Origin of the sequence: Radiobacillus sp. PE A8.2 (genome assembly GCF_045635475.1) — a bacterium.
GTDB lineage: Bacteria > Bacillota > Bacilli > Bacillales > Amphibacillaceae > JBJGXI01.
The window spans coordinates 54,891-71,778 of record NZ_JBJGXI010000015.1 but is presented as its reverse complement, the minus strand read 5'-3'; the positions used below and the strand labels follow the sequence as shown (position 1 = coordinate 71,778).

The following is a 16,888-nucleotide window of genomic DNA, read 5'->3' as shown; positions in this document are numbered from 1 at the left end:
ATCTTTTGTTGCTTTTCTGATATTCTCTTTTTCTAAATACTATAAAGATAGACAGAACCCATTCTACCTCCGGCACCAACTGCCAAAATTGTGTCCGACTCGTTTAAAGCAATACTTGTCAGATATGGGCTGTTGAAGCAACCATATTGATAGTCATCCGTTGCAACAGTCCCTAGCCACCTTAACCCCGTTTCATCGTTATATTCAAAAACAATGGAGAAATCATCAATGTCACCAGCAACTCCATAGACTTTTTTACCATCTTTCGTAACTGTTAAATCATTAACTGGCCCATTGGAACAAGCAGGTCCAAGAGCGTACACGTTCCTGCCATCCCATATAGCTAAAATGCCGTCTTTAGTAGCAATCAATTGCCTATCTCCATTAATCGAAACCATTTTATCTACTACCGCTTTATATTGACGACCAGGATAATATGGTAATTCCAGTTTTAGATTAATTGGTTGCTCCTCTTCTACTGCGCTATTTTTCTCATTCTGTAATATTGCTCCACTTTCATCAAGAATGAATTTATAGAATGATTTATCACCTGTGAAGACTTCAAGATTCCCTCCATTCCAACTGATTTTTTTTACTCCAGAATTGAAAACTTGCTCGTCAGAAAATTCCTGCCACAAAGCAATTGGAATAACCGATTTTGCAGTGAATGGAACCGGATTATTTTCCCATGCTTCTTTCGTGTTTAGAATACTTTTCCCATGCTCTTCATAGAGTTTATTATCCGGATCCACAAAAGGATCTTGTGTAACAGGACCAAGTTCATGAGCTATTTCCTTATATATAGATAAATCTATAGCGATGACATCTGGTGCATCATTTCCATGATTTGTTGAAACAACATAAAGGATTTGTTTCCCTTTATCTATAAATAAGCTACAAGAAGAAGTTGTTACACGATTATCCGTACCAGCAAGACCTAGAAATTCAGGACCTTTACCATTCAAAATATCCCACCGCATTAATGAATTACCTAGCTTGAAATCCTCTCCATGATCCTGTCTCAATCCACAAACAATATAATATAAAACGCCATTTGCATCGAAATCCATTGCTCCAATATAATCAGTGTTTTCAACACCCTTAAGGTAAAATTCTGGTTTCTTGTAACGGCCAATTACCTCGAAACTATCATTTTTAGGATCAAAAGCAGAGATTTCATCATTAAACATGCCCGACATATACAATCTGCCATCTGGTCCATTTACCCCGTATGTCATATAGGAGCGATTTCGACGATATTTTTCACTCTTATTAGGTAATACGTGTCTTAAGTTTTCAACTTTTTGTGTTTCGACATTAATTCGCATTAATACTCCATTTCGTGAAGTAAAATAGATATTTCTATCACTACCTACAATCAGGCGATAACTTGCTTTCTCTACGACCTGCCCATAGTCTGCGACTTGTCTGTCATCCAAATCAATTCGATAGAGATGTCCTTTTAAAAAACCTAATGCATAGTAAGCATTGTTAACGACATCATACGTACCACCATATAGTGTTTCTCGGTGAACTGGAATCCCATAATTTTCTGCTTTATTGTTCGTTGGATCGTAAATAATTAGTGAACTACCGGGAAATCCTTCCCATGGATTATTATAATAAGCATTTGGCATCCAAGCAGGATGTTCAGGTGACTTATCTGTGGTATGCGTCAGCATAATTAACCGGCCATCTCCCAGTTCGGCGAGACTAGTATGAATCTTACTGTCACGGATAAAACGATCGTTAGGAAAAATAAGTTCTTTGGTATAAAAAAGTTCCTCCACTTTGTTTTTTTGATAATCATATTTTGCAAGTTTCGCATATTCACTTGTAGTTAACTCCGAGCAAAGACTTAGATAGAGTTCACCTTCTGAAGTCAATATGGCATCCCAACTTGCATTATGGACAGAAGGACTTGGCAATACACATTGCTGTACTCCTATTTGATTCATCACTCGATAGCTTTCACTATCATTCATGTTCAACAAATAATCTTTGGTAACTCCTACATCTTGATTCACCATGTAATAACCTCCTTGACTATAATAAATTCTTACTTTTTGCCAATTCATTCAGGATAATGCATCTTTTTAATCTAATAATCTATTTAATGCTACCTGCTGTCATGCCTTCTATGAACTTCCTCTGAGCAAAGAAGAAGATAATTAATAAAGGAATTGTAGCCAATGTGGTCGCACTCATTAAGTGATGCCAGGCAGTACCTGTCTCATCAGTGAATAACGATAAGCCAACAGGTAACGTCATTAGTTCCCGTGAGTTCGTAAAGATCAATGGATATAAAAATTCATCCCAATTTGTTAAAAAGGTGAAAATCGTTAGTGTAGATAAAGCCGGAACAGCGAGCGGCAACATAATATTCCAATAGATACGTATCTTCGAACAACCATCCATAATCGCTGCTTCTTCTAACTCCTTGGGGATCGCGATAAAAAATTGCCGCATTAAGAAAATCCCAAACGCACCTGACGCTCCAAATGTAGGAAGTAAAATTAACGGAATATGACTGTTAATTAGACCCAAGTCCCTCATAAAAAAGAATATGGGTATAATTGTTACTTCCGCTGGAATCATCATAACGCTTAAAAATAGCAAAAAGATGATACTTCTTCCTGGAAATTTAAGTCTTGCAAATGCATAACCAGCCATGGACGCAAACAGCAATACAAGAAACGTTACTGTTGTAGCGATATAAATGCTATTCCAATATTGATGTAAAAACGTTGCTTTTCCTAACACTTCAGAATAGTTAGCCCATCGAATGGGATTAGGAAAAAGTTGCGTAAATATTCTATTTGGTTCCTTTAATGACGTTAGCATCATCCAAATCAATGGCCCAACCATAATAATGGAAATGAATATTAACGAAATGTATCTAAATATACTCATGCGTTTATTCCTCATAGAATACCCACCTCTTTCTTACAACCCATGACAATATAGTGAAAATTAGTAAAATAAAGAACAACACAAAAGCGATAGCTGAAGCATACCCCATTTCATAAAGTCTGAAGGCAGTTTCCCAGATGTAGTAAACGAGAACCTTTGTACTATCCACTGGACCGCCACGTGTCATTACATAAATTTGACCAAAAACCTTCATTGCTCCAATCGTTGTAATAATCATCGTAAGAAAAATGGTTGGTGTAATAAGTGGGAGCGTTACACTCCTAAACTTGCGAAATGTCGATGCACCATCTAGTTCAGAAGCTTCGTATAGCTCTTCTGGAACCTGTTGCATTGCCGTTAAAAATAAGATCATATTTAAACCAACGTTTTTCAATACACTTACAAAGATGACAGCTGGCATTGCCGTCTTTACATTTAGGAGCCATGCTGGTCCTTCTATACCGAACAAATCCAAAAATTGATTAATGAACCCTAATTCGGACGCGAATAAATACTTCCAAACGATTGCCCATACAATAAGCGATGTAACAACCGGCACAAAAATAGCCGTTCTAAAAAAACCAATTCCTTTAAAATTTTCTCTTAAAAGTGAAGCTAAAAACATCGCAAGGATAATGTTTAACGGTACCAATCCTGCACTAAATATAAAAGTGTTGATTAATGACTTTGAAAAAGTGTCGTCATTAGCGAGCGATTGATAATTGTCTAAGCCAATAAAAGTTGCATCCCCTAAGAGTGGCCATTCATTTAAACTCATGAAAAAGGCGTAGACTAGTGGACCGAACATAAATAATGAAAAACCAATCAACATCGGAGATATAAAAAACCACCCAGTGATTGCTTCACCTAGCTTGGAACCGATACGGCTCCGTTTCTTTTTACTCATTTATTTCCCCCCAACTCTTACGACTATCTATTATTTTTTGTGAAAATGGATACGGTCTCATATATGGATTCAGCTGTATTTCCAATCGTAACTACTCCTAACATAACTGCGTTGACTCCTGCTTTTTTAAGCAAAGTAATATCCTCAGGTACAAGCTTTTTTTGTGATGGAACAATGAGGGGAAGGTCTGTTTTATTTCGAAAACTTCTATATTTTAGTACATCCTCGAAGTGAAGTACCTTGCCATAATCGTCTTTTTTAACAACCGATAATTCAATGGCTTCTACATCAAAATTTTTTATTGCAGCAATTTGATTATCTTGAAACTTGTCATCGACAGCCACGGTGTGCTCTAAATTATTTTGAAGTAATATTTTCGATCCAATGTGTTTGGCATATAATGAGTAATAATTAAATCCTAATTTTTTTAATTTCTCTGTATCCTCCTGATTCACCTTTTCTGTTTCGTCACCAAGAACGATACCGATTGGGCCGGAGAATTTTTCTCTCACTTGTTGAAATATGTCTGTATATTCACTAACACCTTTAAAATCATTTCCACTCGCGCGATGCGAAACGTTTATATGAAACTTTAATCCGTCTACTCCTGCATTCATTGCTGCTTCTGCTAAATCTAACCGGTTTTCTGGCAAACTAACAATAATTGAAAAATCCTTATTTGCTAGTAGCTCTCTTAAAGACATAGACAATTTTTTCATCTCCTTATGAAGGAAAAGGAGCGCAAAAAATCATCGCTCCTTTTCCACTGGAAATTTGTTATTTTAATAAAGGATCAACATTTTTTTCCATTTCTTCTAATATTTCTTCAGGACTTGCAACTTGTGAAAATAGCTTGTCAAATCCGTTGACGATTTCACTTTGAATTTTAGTCCAGTCTTCATGTAATGGATACATGTACCCTTCGTTCATTTGGTCAATCATCGCGATCTGAATGGACTCTTTTGGTGGGTTATTCGGAATATTCATAAACGCATCTGATTCCAATACACTTCTTCTTGGAGGTACGAAGAAAGCAGATTGCGCTTGAATACCCGTCTTACTTTGGATGAATTTTAATAATTTTTTTGCTTCTTCTGGGTGCTCACTTCCTGTAAAGGCAACCATTCCGGCCATGCCAAGAAGAGGCGCTCTACCTTCTGGTCCTTTTGGTAAAGGTGCAATATCCCATTCAAAGTCTGTTATTCCTCTTACGTTGGAAATGTAACTGTACATGCCAGTATACATCCCAACTTTTCCACCTTCGAAATTAACATTTTCACCTGGTGGTACGTGTGACTTATCTTCAAACATCATGCGATCCAGCATCTCAAATGTATCTACTCCTTGTGGAGAATTCCATGTAAAATCTGTTATATCATCGTTAAACATCGATCCACCATAGGATATAGTATGTGATGGTAAAGTTGAGAAGTTTGTCCAATCGGTAAAGAATCTAGCTCCATAGTCTCGATCAGCACCTTCTCCTTTAGAGAGTGCTTTCGCCGCTTCTTCCATTTGTTCCCAAGTCCACTCACCCTTTTTCGCTAATTCTAACGGTGTTTCCAGACCCGCTTCTTCAAACATCGTTTTGTTAAAATACATTATCATTGGTGGGGTAGAGAACGGTAAACCTAATAGTTTATCCCCTTCCGTCCATAACTCTAAAGTAGAAGGAATAAAATCATCTAAATCAAAATCTTCATCATTTCCAAAATCTGAAATATCCTCTAAAATACCATTTTCCTTAAACTGAGGAACCATTTGTTCTGAGACCCAACCAATGTCAGGAAGCTCGTTACCGGCAGCAAACACAGATAGCTTCTGCTGATAATCCGCAAATGGGATGCTTTGAATGTTCACTTTAATACCAGGATTTTCTTCGTAAAATTGCGCTAGTACATCCTCATACATTTGTGTATGTGCATCATTACCCCAAATTGTAAATGTAAGTTCTACCTCCTCGGTATCAGCACCTTGATTTTGACCCTCATTGTTATTGTTGTTAGATACATCATCACTATTAGTGCCATTAGTTTCTCCGCTGTCACTACATGCAACAAGAAAAATTAATATGCAACCAAGCAAAGCTATAAGATATTTTTTCATGTATCTTCCTCCTTTTCTAGTACAACAATACCAAATGTGTAAACGCTTTATAATGTGGCAACTTTAAGAAAAGGTTCATAATATTAAGGTTATAGTTTCCTCCTATATTCATATGGGGTCATGCCTACCGCTTTTTTGAACGTCGTGGAGAAATGCTTAGAATTTTCATAACCAACTAGATGAGCAATATCATATATTTTGAGATTAGTTTTTTTCAGTAGCTGTCTTGCCTTTTTCATTCTTCGCTCTGTTATATAGTCGAATAATTTTTTATTTGTTTCTTGCTTGAAAAGTTGACTTGCGTAATTTGGGTGAAGATTTACTCTATCCGAGATGAATCTTAGTGTTAATTCTTTTTCTAAGTTATTATCTATTACGTGTATTATGCGGCGTATATTTACAGATACTTTTTCACCAACCTCTTCAGTAGAGGGTTTGTCCCTTTTTTCTATACGCTCCAATGTACTTGCAAGATCACTACGTCCAATCGGCTTTAACAAGTAATCATCGACACCCAGCCTTAACGCCTCTTTTGCATATGCAAAATCGTCATAACCACTAATGATAATGATTGGTAACGATGGATACTTCTCTTTGGAAACAGTGATAAAATCTAACCCATTCATTTCCGGCATGCGAATATCCGAAATAATAAGATCGGGTAAGTCGATGGCAACAATTTCTAATGCGTCCTTCCCATTAGAGCTTTCCCACATTACCTTGTATCCAGTGATCACCTCTTCTAATAGCTTTTTCACACCTTTTCGAATACCAGCCTCATCATCAACTAACAGTACGTTCTTCATACTAATCACCCACCTTTATCATAATCGTTACGTTTGTTCCTATTCCTTCGCTTGAGGATATTTTCAACCCACTAGCTTCACCGTGTAATAATTTTAACCTGCGATCGATATTAACCAACGCAATATTGTTAGTCGTTGTATGTTGCTTCTGTTGCTGCGCCTCGGCTACATCATTTTGTTCAAGAGTTGTTTGTATTTCCGATAACCGCTGCGCCTCTATTCCTTTACCATTGTCCTTAACAGAAATATGAAGCTTATTTTGTTCTCTTTTTATACAGATAGAAATCGTTACTTTTTTTGCTGTTTTATTGTAAGCATGAGCGATAGTGTTTTCGATTAGTGGTTGAATGATATATTTCGGAACTAAAATCTCTTCCGTTCCTTCTTCTACATGCCACTCGACTTCCAGCGCTTCCTCTAAACGGTGTTGTAGGATATTTACATAAATCTTCGCGAATTTGATCTCATCATCTAATGGAATCTGTTGATCCTCATTTCTTAAGCGATAACGTATCAACTTACCCAATTCGACGATCATGTCAGATAACTCAAATTGATCTTCATGAACTGCCTTCATGTTAATAGATTCTAGTGTATTAAAAATAAAATGCGGATCCATCTGTGATTGCAGTGCTTTAAATTCTGCTTCATTGTTTCGTCTATTTATTTCGTATGCTTCTGTTACTAAATCATTAATCTCAGATAGCATTCCATCATATGCAATACGAAGTTCCCCAATTTCATCTTGAGCCGAATGAGCCGTCCCTTTATCATGTTGAAATAAACGAATTCTTGTTTTTAATAATTCCAATGGTTTGAGGAGATAATGTGACATATAAAAGGAAATGATTAAGGAGAAGAGTAAGCAAACCCCAATTAACCAACTGAGAAACCGGTTAAACTCTTTTACTTCTTTATATAAATAGTCAGTAGAGATTAAATTACTAATCGTAAATCCTGTGTTCTTTGACGTATGTGTAATGCACATATATGACTTATTCGATTCTTTATCTTTAACAATTGTTCGATTAGTATTACACTCGTACAACATTCGTTCCGTTTTATTCCCTAGGATCGGTACTTTATTCTTTGTAGTTATTTGCCAGTATTCACTACGAAGTTGCTCTGTAATTTCTTCTATATATTTTGGTGAGAAATCAATTTTTATTAAGCCTAACTCCTTTTGATCTTCTGGATTTCTTAATAAACGTAAAAGACTTAAATATTCTTTATCACTATTTTTATAATAAATTGGATCTTCATCATAATAAGTAAGCCATCCACCTTCTTGCTCCTTTGCTTTCATGTACCATTCCTGGTCATGCAACGAAATAGATTCTCTTATTCTAAATTGATCCATATGGCTAAACAGTTGACCATTTTGTGTAAATATATGCACACCATAAAATTGCTCTTTATCAAAAATAATACTGGATAAGAATAAAGAAAAGACCTTCACGTGATTAGACTGCTTATAAAAAACTGGTTGCTCCTTATCATATTCTTGTAATATATTAATTAATTCTTTATTGTAAAGTAGAGCTAAACTCGACCTAGATGCGTCTTCCAACATTAAATCTAAGTTATAACTTAACTGTACTGTAGTATCTTCTGTTTTATTGATCACTTCTTTGCTGTTAGCAGAAGTAAAAATGTTATGCACTACAATTCCGACGATAATAAGGAGAAATAGTACTAGACCTGAGAACATTAAAAATATTTTATTTCTTAATTTCATAGCTATGTAGTCTCCTTTGAAGTGTAAGTTAAAAGAATTACACTTAATTAAACGCTTACAAATTAAATTAATATTGATAGTTTAAGACCACACTCATCTTTTTATAATTTTCTAATAATTTCATTATATTATATTTTAAATATTATACGGAAACAAGGGATAAAGAGACAAAGGACGGTTCGGGTCACTGAAAAAGTCACCTTTTTTCAAGCAATTTTCAACTGATTTTTTCGAATCGTCAGAATGTTTTATACAATTTAAAAAATTATGGTTGAGAAAGAATAATTGTTAGTGTTCTGAGAGGATAGGATCTGTGCTATCCTCTTTAAGTTTACTGCTAATGCAGTAAATTTTGCTTGTATGGCCATGCTTTGCAGATCGTACCCCCTGGCACGATCTAATCTGTGAAACTGTTTCATCTCACCATTTTCCCCTTCGTGGCGAGCGCGTTTCTTATAATTCTGTTTGAATTCTTCTGTATTTTGTTGTTGGCTGTACTAGTAGAATTCAGGCGTATTTATTCCAACTTCTAGAATTCTGCCAACGGTCTTTCCAGTGATGCAGCTATCTCTTAACGGACAATCTCTGCACTGTTCTCTGTCGAAATAATAACGATAAGATTCTCTATTCATTGTTTTCTTATGAGATTTCTTTACTGTTCTATTCCCTTGTGTACAAAACCACTCATCCGAATCTTAATTATAAGTGTATCGTTCTTCATTAATTCTTTTGGCCATTTCACTTACAGGTATGTATGGTTTGGCTCCGCACCCATTAATGCTATCTAGTATTTTTTTGCGAAAATATGCTTTGTCCCCATAAACAACTTCTACCTCAATACCACTTTTTATCGTTTGGTCTAACAGATAATCAAACATTTTCCCATCAACATATGCTCCATCGCCGACATACACACCGGTGATGAGGAGTTCATGGATCATCGTATATTCTGTCTTATATCCATAGAAATCCCTCGTTTTGCTTTTATGGCCAACTCGCGCGTCTAAGTCTACGATTTGTAATAATGGTTTTATTAAGAAAAAAGGTGCTTATATGCGATGCAAAATAAATAGAAATGCGGCGAAGGTTCTTAAAAAATGGCTTGAAAGTGATGGCGTTGAGGGGAAAATGGTGCGTGTTTATATTACCGAAATGCACGGCAACCATGCCCATTATAATGCGATGCTTGATGAGCCAACTGAACATGATGAGATTGTGTAGACAGATAAAGACATTGATGTCCTACTTGATCAGCGAGAAGATTTCCTTGATGGTGTTTGGATTCAATATATCTACGTGCCAGAGGAAGGATTTGTAATTAGCAATTCCTCCAAAGGACATGCACCACATCATCATTAAGAACAGTACAGAGCGACGTATAGAAACTTGGCGACTGAAGCGAATCAATAAAGATATAGGTATCAAGTCCTCACCTAGGAGGATGTCGACGTTGGACGACAAGTCCGCTTTTCGTTGACCTTCGATAACACTTGAATCGATGATAATTTATTGTAGGGGAAATTTGCATCGGTCGCCTAGTTTCTGGCGCTCATAGCTAGATATCTTTTAATAAACGCCCCTAGTATGACACCTCTATGTTAACTCATCTAGCTAGCTACCATTGTCCAACGTAACGTTCTAGTAAAACAAATCCTTTGAAATCAAACCAAATCTTAGATACGGTTAATTTAGATGCTCAGCATCACAGATACCTTGCACCAACTAGAAAATAGGAGGACTTATAGTGAAGTATCGAAATCTCGGAAAAAGTGGACTCAAGGTGAGTGCACTTTCGTTTGGGACGATGACATTTGGGAACGACTGGAATATCGGATTTGGTGACCAAGAACGAGCCAATCGTATGGTAGACACGAGTATAGACGCTGGTATTAACTTGTTTGATACGGCGGACATCTATAGCAACGGGACCTCCGAGGAAATGCTAGGAAAAGCAATCAAAGGCAAGCGTCAAGACCTGATTATTGCCACGAAAGTGTTAGGTCAGATGAGTGACGATGTTAACGATAAAGGCTTAAGTCGGTTTCATATAATGAACTCGTTAGAAAATAGCCTGCGTCGACTTGGCACCGATTATATTGATTTGTATCAATTACACGGATTTGATCCGTCTACTCCTTTAGAAGAAACACTGCAAGCATTAGATGACCTTGTCCGTCAAGGGAAGGTTCGTTACATTGGCATGTCCAATCATGCAGCCTGGCAAATTTCCAAAGGACTAGGCATCTCTGCATTGAACGGATGGACGAAATATACGTCCGCACAAATGCATTATAGTTTAATTAACCGTGACCTAGAGCATGAGGTCATTCCATTAGCAGAAGATGCAGGGATCGGTATTCTCGTTTGGAGTCCACTTAATGGTGGCTATTTAACTGGTAAATATCGAGATGGTAAGCTAAAAGACGAAGACCGTTTTGCAGGTTCGGGGCTGAAGGATTTCCCACCTGTACCCGATAAAGAAGTTGCCGACAAGATTGTCGATACGTTAATTGAAATTGGCGCTAACCATGACGCCGGACCAGCTGAAACAGCATTAGCGTGGTTAACCGAGCGACCAGGAATCAGCTCTGTCCTCGTCGGCTCGAGAAAGATGGAGCAGCTTGAATCTAACTTGAAAGCTGCCGACATTGAATTGAGCAACGATGAAACCGACGCACTTAATGAGGTAAGTAAACCAAGGGTTCCTTACCCACAGTGGATGCTTGCTGTCCAGCAAGGCTTATAATACTAAAAAAGGTCTGCTCGCTTTTTGTGGAGCAGATCTTTTTAGTTATTTTACAAGGAGGGCTCCCTCTGTTCTGTATCTGATAATAATACCTTCAATACTGCAATAGACATCTTCAATTCCAATACAGGGAAAAAACCTTGAATTCAAGCCACTTAGCAGCAACGTCACTCTAAATTAAACCACCTACCGTTCGGAGATTTTCAGATGGATATCAGCACTTTATTAAAGTATTTTGAGCAATCTTAACAATCAAGAATTACTATTCACCCCCTCACATTACGATTACACTCAACAAACTCCTTATAATTCCTACGTCGTTCCCTCATACTTCCTGGAAGTAATCCATTAAAATAAAACTCTATTATGGAACAAATTATACAAACAATAATCAAACCTACAAAAAATGACACTTTAATATATATACCCACTTCACCTAGACATCATATAACGAACTTTGGGAAGTTGCACCCCCAAAAACCACCATGCTCTCCACCTACACATGTCCGGTTTAGATTACTTTGTGTCATTTACATTGCAGCTGTAACTAAACCTTAACCTTTGAAAATGTTTCGTTTGATACTTGAGGATGTATATAATAACCAAGCTAATAAAAGGAGGAAGCTTAGTAAGAATCATTTTGAAGAACTTCTCTATCCATGACTAGACTATTTCCCTATGATATTGTTGAAAGATTATGGTGGGACAATCCATTTCTTAATGGTCCAGACAAAATACATCAAAGAAGATACAAAAAAGAAGAATTTGAACTACAACTCCTGAAAGAGCAGACTGTCTATTAATCTTGTTTATACAAAATAATAACAAGGAGTTGGCTATGATGAGTAATGCATATTTCAATATTTTAATTACTTTCGACGGATCTGATGGAAGCCTAAACGCTCTACAAGAAGCTGAAAAAATTGGGCAACTTAGCAAAGCTTGTTTAACGATCATATATGCCCAAGACCACAAACCTATGAATGAAGTCCGAGATGTCCCACTGTATGGTGTAACAACAGCACCTGTTACAAGTATGATGAATCAATCAAATGCACATGTAGGAAAGCTACCTGTAGAAAGTAATTTGATTGATTTTGATCAAGTGGCAGACAAAATCATTACGATTGCTAAAGCTAAACTTTCAGGTAGTATAATAGATGTAGAAATTGAAGTATTAATGGGTACCCCCGCCAAAGAACTATGTACTTTCGCTGAGCATCATGAGGTAGACCTTATCGTTATTGGGCAACGCGGTCGAAGTGGTATAAAAAAATTAGTCATGGGATGCGTCAGCAATAAAGTTACCAATTCAGCAAGTTGCCCCGTATTAGTAGTAAAATAGACCAAATAGGGACAAGATTGTCCCTATTTGGTCGTCGGGAAAATGAATATTTAACCCCTAATATGATACTTTTACCACATCCTGTTTTAGTATCCTCAGATATATCCGACACCCTATGACAATCTTCTGGAAGTGACAGTAGTCATTCCCTCCCCAAGTCTACAATCCATACATCGTTCTCAAGAAATTCTCCGATCTTATTGACAATCCGTCCACTACCATCTCTTTAAGGATGTTATTGTATAATCTTACGTTCATCTCTACTTTAATAGGAACCCAATTGATATTCAATTCTGGAACTTCTAATTTCAATCCATCGACAAATGCCCGATAGTCAAACCCTAACGTCACAGCAGACCGAACTTTATCATTATATGTTAGAGAATGTCTTTTATATTCAACGATAAAATCATCCAACACTTTATTATATAATTTATCTATTCTTTCTCTATACTCAATCGCACAATTATGAACTGCTAAATAATTTCGGTTGTATTGATAAATAAAATAATCATTCTTATTTTTATTAAAATTAAAAAGTTTTTCTTTTTTTGACAAAATAGAAAAGTATGTAGGAAAATCATTTCTAAATTGCTTATATCCAGTTTCCATTTGATCTAAGAGCTCGTCCTGAGAAGAAAGCACATGGACCATTCTTCTCTTTGTAATTTCAAGCACGTTTTGAAAATCGCTACGTTCGTATTCATATAAGAAACTATTTAATTCTTTTGTAAGTTCCTCAAAATGAAAATCAATTCCATGAATCATCTTATTTATAACAACATCGAAACCATCATTAATATATTGGTTATTTAGGTCTTGGAGTTCTGATAAATCGACTTCAAACATTATTTTTTTAAAATGCTTTGCTTTTTCCAACGCATTCATTTCTTCCACTTCATCTTCTGACAACATCTCATTGTATTTTGAAGTTAATTGATATACTGGATTCATCCGCATGAAAAGAAGGAATAACTCCCTTAAAAAAGTAAGGTGATCATCCAACACAACTTTTTCTTCATCTATGATTTGTAGATTCTCTATCCACCTTCGTTTATCCACTCTTATCCCCCCTAGATCCTCGATATCTGCAAAATTCGTCAATTCTCTCTTATGTATGTAAAGAAGCCCAACTTTATCTTTAAGACTTGAGCGCTTTTATTATGAAGATTTTGATCTACATTCCCAAACAATTCTCGTCAAATATTGCCCGGGATATAATTAAGTCTTTTTAGTAATTCGGGCATACTCTAACCAATGCTCTTCATTGATGACTACTAAATTGTAGCTGGTTACCGTTGAAAGGATTACCCCCGCGCGCTAAATAGAAGTAGTCAGGCTCACGAACCCATACTCTTTTTCTAAGGAGCAGCATTCATATCACGATCATCACTACTACTCTAAACCTCACAAGCAAGAAGCATACGGGTCTTTATAAGTGAACCAACTTTCACTTGTTCACATAAAAACTATGAATTAGCAATTACCACTCTTTCATATCTAACATCTGCATTATATAAATAGCTTTTTATGAAACGGTAAACAACCACCGCTCGCATCGCATTTCTTATATTTGGATGAAAGGTATCCTCCGCTTTTGGACCGGCTTCCAACTGTTCGATTGCTAAAGTCATGCTTTTGTTATCGATATATTCACAAAAGATAGGGTCTTTAACTAATTGTTTCAATTCGTCTATAAACACCTCTTTATCTAATATCATCCGGTCCATCCAGTCCGCTGACTGCATTCCACGAGTTCGCTGATTTAATCGTACGTTATCAGGTAAATAACCTTCCGTGGCTCGTCTTATTAACGCTCGTCCAAATCCATCCTGCACAAATTGATCTTCCGGTAGTGCTAAACAAAATTGTACGACACGTAAGTCATTCGATGGATCTCGATTCCATACACCGTATTGCAATGACAATTTAGTAGCTGCCGTGCCAGTTGCATTCCAGACGTTCGTGTTTTCAAAGTGTTTACGCCTAATTTCGTCTGCATCCACCTTCTTTTCCATATCCATAGCCACCTGATGTTTTTTAGCAAAACGCTCATTAATCAATGGGAAACGATTATCAACCAATGTTGGAAAATTATCCCCATAGATTTGCGCTCGCTTTTTTATCACTGCTTTCACACGTCGACGCGTTAAACGTTGATTACGGCTATATTGCTTAACCTCTTTAGAAAGCTTGAGCCAGCGCCCCCTATTTAATAGCTTACGGTAATGGTCGATAGCAGAGCCCCAACCTATCGTATAATTACCTCTATCACCATTTAATAGAACCTTTACGTCGTCATTTTTCGCTTGCTCAAAGATTCCCTTAATCCAAAAAGAGTTCTCGAAAAATTTATACGGCATTTCCATCAGCTGCAACCATTCATCAATCGTTGAATAAGGATTATCACCTGTAAAAGATAAGTAATTTGCATGAATCCCTCCAACATGATCAACAACTTCTTCCATATACGAACGCTCATCTCCAGTTTGATAGCTCGGCGTCCAATCAAAAAAATCCTTTTCCGGTACAAAACTGTATGTGTTTAACTTTTTCCCACGCATCTTTAACGTTTCAGCAGCAAAACTCACCACCGCCCCGGAATTTAGCCCACCACTTAGCTGCGCACCTACCTGACCATAAGTACGGAGTCGATCATCAATCGCCGTTTGAAAAACCTCTCTGAAAGCTTCGACATATTCTTCGTCTTTTTTAAATTTCAACTTATTCAACGGCTTCGTTTCATACTTTTTTACGACAACCTTGTTATCTTCTACTTTCAACATATGACAAGGTGGAAGCTGGTTGATATCCTCCATGATTGTGATCGAACCATCAATCGTATCCGTCATATCTCGAATCGCTAAATATTCCGCAAGCCACTGTTCATTCAACTTCCCTGACACATAAGGTAAACGAACTAACGATTCCATTACCGTACTAAATGCGACACGTTCCGCATCCTGATAATAATAAAGTGTCCGCATCCCTGAAAAATCTCTAGCAGCAAACAGCTTATTGTTTTTTCCATCCCAAATAACAAACGCGAAATCACCAACTAAATAGGTAGGTACCCGCTCTCCCCACTTTGCATAGGCAAGTAAAATTAATTCGCTATCTGTCACTAACTTCCGCTCATATATACTCACCTGCAGCAAATCAAATAGCTCATTACGGTTGTCAATAATCGCATCTGCTGTAATGGTTAATTGCCTTTCCGCATCATAATAAGGTATCCGCTCCCCTATCGATTCTGGTGTAATCCACTGCGCATGACAGCTAAAAAACAGATGATCCTTTTTCCAAATTTGAATATCATCGATAGGAAACTTGTCCAATGATTGCATGATTGGTTCTATCACATCATCCGACACGATTTGCTTATTCATTTGATATATACCTGCGATCGCACTCATTTCTTCCACCCCTTTAATTTGCTTATATATTAACTTTTGCAACAAACCACTCGCTTCAACAGCTGTATGAAATGCTCCTATTCTTTTCGATCATTTCTGCATGGATAATCTTAAGCAGGAATCAACATCTATTACATAAATTACTCTCTGTATTAGTTATAACAAAGGCCATATAATATTCCATATATCAAAAGTTATAGAACTCTTAAAATTGTGAAATTTGACTAAGAGCAGGCATCAACGCTGTCCTCACCGGTTCCAAAAGATGGTAAAGTTCGAATCTAATTCAAAAGCTGCTAACATTGTTTTCAACAGGGATGAAATCGACGCACTCAATGAGGTTAGTAAACCGGGAGTCCATATCCGCAGTGGATGCTTGCCGTCCAGTACCAAAGATCTACTCGTTTTTTATGAGCTCAAATCCTTGGTATCCATTTGGCGCTTTACCAAACTAAATTCGACATAATCCTTTATAAACCGGGAAGCTTCCACAACCATAGACAATGAATCACGAGCGTAAGGGTGTACATGAAGGATGCAATATATGTTAGTGATTTTGCCCCATTTGTTCTTGGAATTTTATCAATGAAAATAAATACAAGTAGAAAAGCAGATAACAACGCTTTTAATACAATAAAAAATACAGGGCTTTGTTCGTATACATGATTCATAATTGGATTTGATTCTTCTATGAACGAATTGCTCAAGCCATATACCGTTAATGCACCATCAATCATATTTACAAGTGCTAAATAGACAAACAAGCGTTTCACCAACATTCCTTCCCCCTTTTTATTTACACACTTATAACCCGAAGACACTATAAAAAAAGCCATGACCCACTCAAATTGGATCATGGCTTTATATACCGTAGCTGAATATGATGGCGGTAATCGATAGAAATATACTTC

13 protein-coding genes and 2 pseudogenes are annotated in these 16,888 nt (G+C 36.8%); 4 read left to right on the top strand and 11 right to left on the bottom strand.

The features are described 5' to 3' along the window. Window positions 1-32: 32 nt before the first annotated feature. The 8 genes and pseudogenes from ACI6MV_RS10155 to ACI6MV_RS10120 form a co-directional block, all read right to left on the bottom strand. Window positions 33-2,030 carry an NHL repeat-containing protein gene (locus ACI6MV_RS10155; protein WP_407270176.1) on the bottom strand — a complete coding sequence of 666 codons (1,998 nt, stop codon included), beginning with the start codon at window positions 2,028-2,030 and terminating at the stop codon, window positions 33-35. A gap of 79 nt (window positions 2,031-2,109) precedes the next feature. Continuing rightward, window positions 2,110-2,928 carry a carbohydrate ABC transporter permease gene (locus tag ACI6MV_RS10150; protein WP_407270175.1) on the bottom strand — a complete coding sequence of 273 codons (819 nt, stop codon included), beginning with the start codon at window positions 2,926-2,928 and terminating at the stop codon, window positions 2,110-2,112. Next, a complete protein-coding gene (locus tag ACI6MV_RS10145) occupies window positions 2,918-3,820 on the bottom strand; it encodes a carbohydrate ABC transporter permease (protein WP_407270174.1) in 903 nt (300 codons plus the stop codon). Before ACI6MV_RS10145 ends, ACI6MV_RS10150 begins: the two co-directional genes overlap by 11 nt. Window positions 3,821-3,843: 23 nt before the next feature. Continuing rightward, window positions 3,844-4,539, bottom strand: a complete 696-nt coding sequence (locus ACI6MV_RS10140; protein ID WP_407270173.1) for a hypothetical protein — start codon at window positions 4,537-4,539, stop codon at window positions 3,844-3,846. Between the two features lie 58 nt (window positions 4,540-4,597). Then, complete coding sequence (locus ACI6MV_RS10135; protein ID WP_407270172.1) at window positions 4,598-5,926, bottom strand: ABC transporter substrate-binding protein; 1,329 nt, start codon at window positions 5,924-5,926, stop codon at window positions 4,598-4,600. Between the two features lie 89 nt (window positions 5,927-6,015). Continuing rightward, on the bottom strand, window positions 6,016-6,732 hold the full coding sequence (locus ACI6MV_RS10130) for a response regulator transcription factor (RefSeq protein WP_407270171.1): 717 nt from the start codon (window positions 6,730-6,732) through the stop codon (window positions 6,016-6,018). Between the two features lies 1 nt (window position 6,733). Further along, window positions 6,734-8,470, bottom strand: a complete 1,737-nt coding sequence (locus ACI6MV_RS10125; RefSeq protein ID WP_407270170.1) for a cache domain-containing sensor histidine kinase — start codon at window positions 8,468-8,470, stop codon at window positions 6,734-6,736. A gap of 257 nt (window positions 8,471-8,727) precedes the next feature. Further along, a pseudogene (locus tag ACI6MV_RS10120) lies at window positions 8,728-9,513 on the bottom strand (transposase); the annotation flags it as partial. A gap of 10 nt (window positions 9,514-9,523) precedes the next feature. Between ACI6MV_RS10120 and ACI6MV_RS10115 the strand changes: the two are divergent. From ACI6MV_RS10115 to ACI6MV_RS10100, 4 genes and pseudogenes are all read left to right on the top strand, one after another. Further along, window positions 9,524-9,829: pseudogene (locus ACI6MV_RS10115) on the top strand (iron-sulfur cluster assembly accessory protein). Window positions 9,830-10,214: 385 nt separating this feature from the next. Then, window positions 10,215-11,216: an aldo/keto reductase gene (locus tag ACI6MV_RS10110; RefSeq protein WP_407270169.1), complete on the top strand. Its 1,002-nt coding sequence runs from the start codon at window positions 10,215-10,217 to the stop codon at window positions 11,214-11,216. A gap of 659 nt (window positions 11,217-11,875) precedes the next feature. Beyond that, window positions 11,876-12,019, top strand: coding sequence for a hypothetical protein (locus tag ACI6MV_RS10105; RefSeq protein ID WP_407270168.1), 144 nt, complete (start codon window positions 11,876-11,878; stop codon window positions 12,017-12,019). A 38-nt stretch (window positions 12,020-12,057) separates the two neighbouring features. Further along, entirely contained in the window at window positions 12,058-12,561 is a 504-nt protein-coding gene (locus ACI6MV_RS10100) for a universal stress protein (RefSeq protein ID WP_407270167.1), read from the top strand. A gap of 159 nt (window positions 12,562-12,720) precedes the next feature. Here the strand turns inward: ACI6MV_RS10100 and ACI6MV_RS10095 are convergent, their stop codons facing one another. From ACI6MV_RS10095 to ACI6MV_RS10085, 3 genes are all read right to left on the bottom strand, one after another. Next, window positions 12,721-13,623, bottom strand: coding sequence for a hypothetical protein (locus ACI6MV_RS10095; RefSeq protein WP_407270166.1), 903 nt, complete (start codon window positions 13,621-13,623; stop codon window positions 12,721-12,723). Between the two features lie 407 nt (window positions 13,624-14,030). Beyond that, window positions 14,031-15,977, bottom strand: a complete 1,947-nt coding sequence (locus ACI6MV_RS10090; protein WP_407270165.1) for an asparagine synthase-related protein — start codon at window positions 15,975-15,977, stop codon at window positions 14,031-14,033. A gap of 470 nt (window positions 15,978-16,447) precedes the next feature. After that, window positions 16,448-16,750 carry a DUF5658 family protein gene (locus ACI6MV_RS10085; protein ID WP_407270186.1) on the bottom strand — a complete coding sequence of 101 codons (303 nt, stop codon included), beginning with the start codon at window positions 16,748-16,750 and terminating at the stop codon, window positions 16,448-16,450. Window positions 16,751-16,888 lie beyond the last annotated feature (138 nt).